Annotated in this window: 3 protein-coding genes; all 3 read left to right on the top strand. The window is 46.1% G+C overall.

The window, feature by feature from the left end; all coding sequences use genetic code 11:
- Positions 1–312 precede the first annotated feature (312 nt).
- The 3 genes from ACLTOH_RS15060 to ACLTOH_RS15050 all read left to right on the top strand — a co-directional run bounded on the left by ACLTOH_RS15060 (position 313) and on the right by ACLTOH_RS15050 (position 9,162).
- The gene (locus ACLTOH_RS15060; protein WP_412224342.1) at positions 313–7,665 is read left to right on the top strand and encodes a hypothetical protein; all 7,353 of its coding nucleotides are present in this window, start codon (positions 313–315) and stop codon (positions 7,663–7,665) included.
- Between the two features lie 423 nt (positions 7,666–8,088).
- Positions 8,089–8,433, top strand: a complete 345-nt coding sequence (locus ACLTOH_RS15055) for a type II toxin-antitoxin system RnlB family antitoxin (protein ID WP_412224341.1) — start codon at positions 8,089–8,091, stop codon at positions 8,431–8,433.
- 483 nt (positions 8,434–8,916) lie between these two features.
- Positions 8,917–9,162: a hypothetical protein gene (locus tag ACLTOH_RS15050; RefSeq protein WP_412224340.1), complete on the top strand. Its 246-nt coding sequence runs from the start codon at positions 8,917–8,919 to the stop codon at positions 9,160–9,162.
- Positions 9,163–9,304: the final 142 nt, after the last annotated feature.

The raw sequence follows: 9,304 nt of genomic DNA, 5'->3' as shown, positions 1-9,304 counted from the left end.
GCTTCCGAGACGGGAGATACAGAGAAGGACGATGCGCAGACGGATGACAGTAATGGAGATACTGCGTCCTCTGATGATAAGAAAGATACAGAATCCTCAGATGAAAAGGATGGCGATTCCGGCAATGCGGATGCTTCCGATAAGTCTGGTGCTTCTGACAATGGAAATGCAGATACAAAGGATTCGGATACATCAAAGGATTCTGGAAATTCTGACAAATCAAACAACCCAAATGGCTCTAGCAGCTCTGATACAGAGGATACACAGGCACGTGCCGACCTACCCTCTGCTTTTGGTGCGCTTATTGGCCAGATGGCGGATACCCTTCTGCCGCATAAACTCATAGTACACGCAGCAGAGAAGGACGATGCCTCTGACACGGCATCCACATCCGACGTTGCAGACAATGCAAAGAAAACCGACACAGCATCTACATCCGATAATGCAGACAGTGTAAAGACGACAGGCAGCTCTGACGCAGCAGCTTCCTCTGATACCGAGACAACGACGGAGAAAATCCGTCTGAAAAACATCAAGTGGGAGCTGAATGTGGAAGAGAGCGACGCAGAAGAATTTGACAGCAGTGAAGCGTCAAACGGCTTCTGCTATGCCTATACGCCGGTACTGCCGGATGAGGATGGAGACGGCAACCAGCTCGTATTGGGTAAAGACGTGGAGCTTCCGACCATTTATGTGCTCGTAGGCGAATATGGGATTGCACTGCTGGCTGATGGAACGATTGAAGTAACAGAAATGAAAGCTGACGGGACTGTACAGCAAAAATACAACGCTCAGGACCTTGCAACATGGATTGGCGGGCATGGAAACGCAAACCTGGAAAAAGTTTCCATTAAACTGTTGAATGATGATGCCTCCATAACAAGTGCGCTTACCATTGGTACCGGTTTGGCAAAAGAGATAGAGCTGGATTTGAATGGCCATACATTGAAACTGGCTGACAATGCGCGTTTATATTTTAAAAGAGCAAATATAACAATTACCTCGTCCGGCTCGAATGAGGGAACAATTACAGGCAACTATCAATATGGGCAAAATAGATTCAAAGGAGATGGACTGATAACTGTAGATAGCGTGCTGAAAATTGAGCATGTCACAATCAAAAATGCTGGAACCGGTTCCACAGTTGCGATGTGGGGAGGTGCGACCTGTACCATTGACGAAGCAAATATTAGTGGAAGTAATGGTAGTCAGGAAGGCGTCATTACTATTTGTGACAGTAACGCCTGTACAATTACCAATACGAAGGTGACCGGAAACGTTAAGCTTAAATATGGCGCTATTATGTTTATGGGCAGCTGCTCCGACTGTATCATTGGCGGCGGCGCAGTTATTGAAAACAATAACAAGGATTCTCGTTGCATCGGTGTTTACGATAATAGTAGCATTAAAATTACAGTTAAAAAAGGCGCTACTTTAACAGCGAATGCTGGCAACCGTATTATAATGGATAACGAATATAAAAAGTTAGCTGTAAACATTGAGGGTGGAACCTTTAATGGACGTCTTAGATTACCCGACAACAGCCAGATTGCAGAGGGAACCTTTACCCCTGCCCAAGCCTCAGGCAATGCGATTTGGGTTAATAATCCTAATAAAACCCTGCAGGACCTTCTGAAGGTCGGCTATACCTTAAAGTATGAGGATGGTACCTATGCAGACCTAACAGCCAGGTGGACAGACGAAGGGAAAAAGGTAACGGCTGTTAAAAGTCCGCTCTATTTCACGACGCATCCAACGATTGCCAGCGGAGCGGAAACTGTGATGGAAAACTATACCGCTTCCGAGGCGCCTGAGCTAACCGTAAAAGCGGAATCTGGCAGTGGCAGTATCTCCTACCAGTGGTATGCTGATGAAACAATAAATGGAACAACGACAAAAGTAGAACAAACGAAGGGAGATGCAAAATCTGCGACCTACAGGATTCCTACAGGACTTTTGGCAGGCACCTATCAATACTATTGTGTAGCGACCTGCGGTGAATATACGGCGACCTCCAAAAAGGCTGTCTTTACGGTAGAAGAAGGTGTTGCGGAAGTTACGGTAGGTGGGAATACAACACGTTATGCAACACTTACGAAAGCATTCGATGCAGTTAAAGCTACAGTAAATACTGCTGATGCGGATGCAGACCTTGAAATTACGTTGAAAATCCTGAAAAATATTTCTGAGCCAGAAAGCGAGTGGAAAATAGATGGGGGTACAAAAAAGGTCAGCTTTTGTATGGATCTTAATGGCTGTACCGTTACAGGAAAGGGTCTTTATATCACTGGCGAAGGTGTGGAGGCAGTCTTTAAAGACGCAGGCACGGGACAGAATGGAACACTGATCGCCCCAGTTTCTATTCAGAACAAAGCAAAGCTTACGGTAGAGAATGGTAATTATAAGGGTGTCTTGAGGTTTTTGGGTGGTGCGGCTGCAAAGCTAAAAGATGGTTATTACAGCAACAGTATTTATATTGGAAAAGCTAGTGAGATGCACAATACTGATATTTCCTGTACAATTACCGGAGGTACGTATGAGGGAGAAGAGGTTCTGGTATGTGGAGGTGCCACCCTTAGCGTATCCGGAGATACTGCAAAGATAAAGGCTCTGCATATAGACCACAGAGAGTTTAGCCAGATAAAACGTGCAAAAGTAATGCTTTCAGGTGGTGAGTATGGAGAGATTGCTCTGAGCAATTTTGGTAAAAATGATGATTCTCTGCTTGATAAAACGCAGGGTTATGCTATTGCGGATACGCTGGAAGAAGGCTATGCTTTTTATTCAGCCGGTATTAAGACCGATATAAGCAGAACGGATAGAAGTCAGGGCAGTGTAAAAGTGCTTCGCGCTGACATGCCGGAGGATACATCTCAGGCCGTTGTAAAGTTTCAGATAGAAAAAAATAGCGGTGAGACAAAAACGATGTATTTCCTGACATGGGATACAGCCATGTTCTATCTGGAAGAATCGAAAGAGCATAAAAAGAATGAAGAATACAAGTTATGGAAGAAGCTGGAAATCCTGCTGCTGAAGGATACGATAGCAGGTAAGAGTATAAACAAGATGCTCGATAAAGTATATTTGCCGGCTGAGATAACGCTGCGTTCAGAGGGTGATGAGCCACATACCTTGACGGGTAAGGGAAACTACCTGTTTATGACAGGGAGACAGGATGTTACCATAGAAAATATAAACGTGGTCGGAAACATAAGCTTTCCTGGTGATACCGCTGTACTGCGGCTGGGCGAGGGTGTAGCTGGACTAGAGAATGTAACGGTTCCTTCTGGCAAGGCTGAGATAGTTATAGAGAAGGGAGCACAAATACCTGATGCGTTTACGGGAGATGAAAGTAATCTGGATGCCAGCATCTACTGTAATCATGACTCTGCTGATTTTTCCAGCAAAATAACGAAGGGAGCTGGCGCATTTAAGATATGGTTCCCGATAGAGCTGGGTGGTATCGCTCTGCCTACAGGTGGAGAAAATGACACAAATGTCACACAGAGGGACGGTGCAACCTACGGACTGTACAGCAATGGAGGTACGACGGACCAGAAAATTAAGGTCACGGGCGAAGTCTGCTCTTATGAGCCTTATGGCGGCAATGCAGTAACGATAGATACGACAGACCTTTCCTTCACGATGCCGTCTTCCAAGGTAACCCTTAAGGCACATACGAAGGATGACTATGGCTATTGCAGCATCTGCGGAAGGACTGACCTTGCGGAAGCCTATAAAAAAGGCTACCTTCATATCGAAGGTCTGGAAGGTCGTACCTACGATGGCTATCCGCAGGTAATGACGGGCATTACACTGATGACTGCAAAAGGAGCTGTAAAGCTTACCGGACCAGAATACAAATCTGGAAAAGAGCTGGCACAGGACTCCACAAACTCTGCCAATGCAGACATTAAAAATGCAAATTATACGGTAGTCTATAAAAACAACATTAAATGTAATGAAAATAAAGAGTCAACTGACGCGCCTACAGCGATAATTACCGGATGCGGCGCTTACTATGGTACGGTTGCATTTAAGTTTGCAATCGGACTGGGTGAGATGCAGGCAGCAGGCGCTACGGCAACTGCGGCAGAGTATGATGGAACGGCACATACGGCATTGGCTGACAGTGATGCGATAAACGTAACACTTAAAGCAGATAAGTATGATGAGAATGCCCATATTCCGGTAACAGGCGGCTATATTGCACCCTGCACGGGTAAGACGCTTGCAAAGGATGGGTTTGACAGTGAGTATGTGGATAAATTTCCGCTGAAAATAACTTGCAAAGGGGCAGATGGAAAGGCGTATGAGGACGCGAATACCTATATGGTTACCAATGCAGGCAGCTATCCTTTTACGATTATGGTCATGGCGGAAAATAATAGTTGTCCGTCTGTTGAGATATCGCTGACAGCGGAGATTGCACCGCGCCCGATTACGATTAAGGTTGAAAATATGCACAGAACCTACGGGGAACCTTTCCCGGGAATGGAAAAGCTTAAGTTTGAAATCTTAGGTGGAACATTGGCGGCTGGCGATACGAAGGAAGAATTTTGGAAGGAATTAGATTTTCGGACAGATGCGGAGGCAACAAAGCCGGATGGTGCTGCTGGCAAGTGGGCGTTTGGGATTGAGAAAGCTTCAACCAGTGGAAATTACAGCATAAAGGTAGAGGGTTACTATGAGGACATCGATGACCCTGCTGCTGTTACGAGAGAAAATGGTTTCCTTTACACTGACAAGGCACAGGGCAAGTTTGTGAAGCTTGCAGGCTATCAGGATGACTGGAAAGTTCGCTATGGAGATGCTCCGTTCTCTCTGGCAGTAGAAACAAATAATATCCACTACAACCTTCCTGAATATACCGTCATAGATGCAAAGGATGCAAATGGTAATGATATAGATAAAGCAGACATTGCGACAAGGCTTCTTTCGGTTTCAAGGGAAGGAGAGGTAACGATTAAGGGCGCAGGAAGCGCGACGATTAAGCTTTTATATCCTACAGCTATAAATTATACAGAGGCAAAGCCATTGACCGTAAAAGTCAATATCGCACAGGCTTCTTGGAATCCACCAAACATTTACAGAGATTTTCTGTTCCTCAGGGGCGGCTCGGACAGCATCGACCTGGCAGCGCTTCTGCCAAAGGATTGCGGTGGAGTAACCTATGACGTAGTCAAGACGTCGGACAGTAAAAGCATCCTTGAAGGAGTGAGCGTTTCTCAGGATGGCAGGCTCTCTTACACAGTAAAGACAGGTGGTGCAGTAGGTGACGCGGCAACGATAACTGTGCCAGTATCGACTGCGAACTATAATATAAATACCAATCAGGGAATCCTGGTCGTAATAAAACTGATAGACCAGCTACCGGTACAACTAAAGGGCGGCATAAGCCTTAAGAAGGCTGACTTAACCTACGGAGAGGCGCTTTCCAGCCTGCAGTTTAACAGTGCAACCTTTGCGGATAAGGTGAGCGGAAAGACAGTACCCGGAAAGCTTTCCTTTGATGAACCGGATAAAAAACCGGATGCAGGGAATTACAATGCGGCATGGACCTTTACACCGACGGATGATGCGTATGCGAAGTGCAAGGGAATGATAACGGTCAGCGTCAAAAAAGCAGTGCCGAAGGTTGTGAGCGTGCCGATTCCCGAAGCGTATTACTACAGCCCTACGAGTATTGCGGCTGACTGGTGTCAGAGCCATGCGCAGAAGCCGGGCGAGGTAAGAGGCGCAGATGACGCAATGCTTGATGGCATCTGGCGCTTTAAGGAGGCAAGCCTTGTACCAAAGCCTGGAACCAATGCGTATCCGGTTATCTTCACGCCGACGGATACGAAAAATTATGAGACAATAGAAAAAACGGTAACGCTGACAGTAAAGAAAGCAATGCCGTATATCAGTACACAGCCCGCCACAGCAAATGCGTATACGCATGGCGATTACCTGTACAATCAGACGCCTACAGGTGCGGCGATTTATGGCAATGGCATGGGAAGCACTGGCACTGGCACTGGAGCAGCTGCATCGGTAGCCGGAACCTTCAAGTGGAAGGCGCCTTCGACGAAGCTTACCTATCTTGGAAATAAGACCTTTGAGTATCTCTTTACACCGGAGGATACTGCTTCCTATGAGGCAGTGACAGGCAGTGTGACAGTAACGGTTAATCAGGCACAGGCTGCACCGTTTATGCCGGGCAGTAAAATGAACGTGGCACATTCCTGTGAGACGGTCGGCAGTGTGAAGCTGCCACAGGGCTGGAAATGGGATGATGCGGATGCGGCAAAAGCACTGGTAGAAGATGATGGCACTGGTGGTAATGTAACTTCTGCAACGGCAGTCTATGACGGGGCAGATAAGGGCAGCTATAAAGCGGAAACCGTTACGATTCAGATTACCCGTGCAAACTGCGAGCATGCAAAGAAGGAAGTAAAGGGAGCTGTCAAGGCAACCTGTATCGCAGAGGGAACTACGGGTGAGACCTGGTGTCTGGTATGCGGTAAGAAATTAGATGACGGTGTTGCAACGCCGAAGGATACGGCGAACCATACGAATCTTGTAAGCAGACAGCTCAGACCGGCAACGACCACGCAGGAGGGCATCATGTCCTATGCGTGCAGCGACTGTGGCTACTATGCGGAAAAGGCGATTGAAAAGCTTGTATCTGGAGGCTCTTCCAGCACAGGAAGCAGTAACAGTTCCGGAAGCAGCTCCGGACATCACAGTGGAAGCACAGGAAGCAACTCAGGCAGGAAGGATTCTACGGCAGCGCAGTCAGCAAACCAGGCACCGGCTCCGACGCCTGCACCCGCTCCTATGCCAGTACCGACTCCAGCTCCGGCGCAGCCGGCAAACCCGATAAGATCGCAGGGCAATGCAGCTGCAGAGCAGGGTGAGCAGGCAATGCCTTTTATCCGCGGAGAGGACGGCAAGGAAGGCTGGGAGGTCATTAAGGCAGAGACAGCGGCACGCGCAGAGGGCGAGAGGGTCACTGTTGATATGAACGGTGCAAGCGTAGTGCCGGGCGATGTATTCGATGAGATACGAGGAAAGAACGTAACGATAGAATTCGACCTGGGAGGTGGCATTTCCTGGTCCGTAAATGGAAAGAGCGTCTCAGATAAGGTCGGAGATATTGACTTTAGGGTAACGTATGGCGAAGAGGCGTCGGATGCGATTCCGGTAGACCTTATCAATGCGCTGACAGGCGAGAGGACTTCGATGAATGTAACACTTGCCTATGAAGGAAGGTTTGGCTTTGAGGCAGTCCTGCGTATCAACGTAGGGGCAGCTAACCAGGGGCTTGTGGCAAACCTCTTCTACTACAATGAAAGCACGAGGGAACTGGAATTCATCAGTGCAGGAGAGGTAGATGCGGAAGGCTTTGCTTATCTTAGATTTACCCATGCTTCGGACTATACCATCGTGTTAGATGAGGCTTCGATGGAGGAAGCAGCCCTAACAGATACCACAGGCGCAGCAGGAAGCGATGGAGCTGAGAGTGCAGAGACGGCTTCCGAGGATAGCGTAAAGGATAACTCTGATACGGAGAGCAGGGCAGCGTTTATCTGGCTGATAGCCTTTGCAGGAATCGCAGCAGCGGCAGCGATAGGAGCGGTAGCTGTAAAAAAGCGCAAGGAAGAGAAACAAACCAAATAAATCTATGAGTGGAAATGCTCCTGATTTTGTAATCGGGAGCATTTTTTGCTTTATAGGAAAGTTCTACCTTTGGGCTTGCTAGATATGAAAAGTGCCCGCAAGTTAGCGGGCACAACAAATAAACGATAGGTTTTAGAAGATATAGAAGCCTTTAGCACCAGGGAAGTCTTCACCAAACTCATCGTCTTCATTTAAGAAGTAATCCATATCCAAAGGAAGATAATGTACAATCGCGCCAACGATTAAAAGAAAGAATAGTTTTACGTTTTTCCTTTGCAATGGCGAGATTGATTTTCTTATCATTCTCGCGAGATCTGGCATAAAGCCCATAGTAGCGGATTTGCTTGATTTACTTAAACGATTTATATAATGCATATAACGGAATTAGACATCCGTATTCACATTGGTCAGGAGATGATTCTCATGGAGAAATATTTGTTTCATTCGATATCAAACTCAGAGAATCTTGGAATTGTAACTGTCCTAGATTATGAAATACGATTGAACTCATATTTGTCGGAGTTGGTGTTACCTTCTTTTAAAGGGAAAAAAGCTTTAGTAGATTTGGCTTTGAAATCAGGACTGGATGAGTATCGTTTCGTGGCGTTTGATGTTGATGATCAGGGAAAGATTATTTTGAGTACCAATAGTTATACAAAGGTATCAAAGGATATTGAAAAAGTAGCAAATTGTTTTTTGCAACAGAGGAGTGATATTGTCAATAATTCATTTTTGACGGATACACACAAAAAAGAGATACTACTTTAAATTAGAAGGAACCATTGCCGTAGCGGTGGTTCTTTTTTAATGCTATATTAGGGTAATCTAATAAGAAAACAGTGTTATCATTACCGCATATTGAGTGAGAATGGTAGCCATAAATATGAATTCGTAGGAACGGAATGGTTGAACCCTCAGGGTGACAGTGTCACTCATTTGTCAGCGAAACAAGATTGAAAATACTGATTTTATCAGCGGGGATGGATGCTTGTCACCAATTCACATTTTCCTAGCCGTCACCCAGAGGGATTAACTACAGTGTAGGATGAGTTTTAGGGTGTAAAATTAGGAAAAGCAGTGAGACAAAACAATCTATTCTGGACGGGCTTTTTGCGTGCGCAATGAGTCAAGGTCCAAGCTTACTTGAGACTTTGACGAATGCCGAGACAACGAGCGAGCAAAAGCGAGTCCGTTCAGGAAAAGGAAATTGCCTATGGAAGAAAAGAAGGAATTGCAGAATCAGGATGAAACATGGAAACTGGCAAGGTGGTAACGAGCGGTTCTCGTCTGAATGTGCGCACTGGTGCAGGCATGAATTATGAGATCATCGACCAGCTCCGTCCGGGTGAAAGCCTGATCCGGATGCTGATTATGTGGACGATGACGATGACTATGGGTACAATCCCGAGTTTGAGGACGATGATGCAGATGATAATGAACCTGTGTAAGCAGGATAGGCTTGATGCCTGGGGCAGCTTTCGGGTTGTCTTTACATAGTTTCCACTTTCAAAAAATAAAAAAATTTGCGTTTTTGAAAGCGACATCTTGCATATACTATTAGCAGACAGTATAATAAGTACAGCAAAGCGGTTTCGAGAAATGAAAAAACTTCAATTTTTGAAAGCGGGTGACTATATGA

Source organism: Waltera sp. (assembly GCF_046969025.1).
GTDB lineage: Bacteria > Bacillota > Clostridia > Lachnospirales > Lachnospiraceae > Acetatifactor > Acetatifactor acetigignens.
This window is presented reverse-complemented; position numbering and strand designations above follow the sequence as displayed.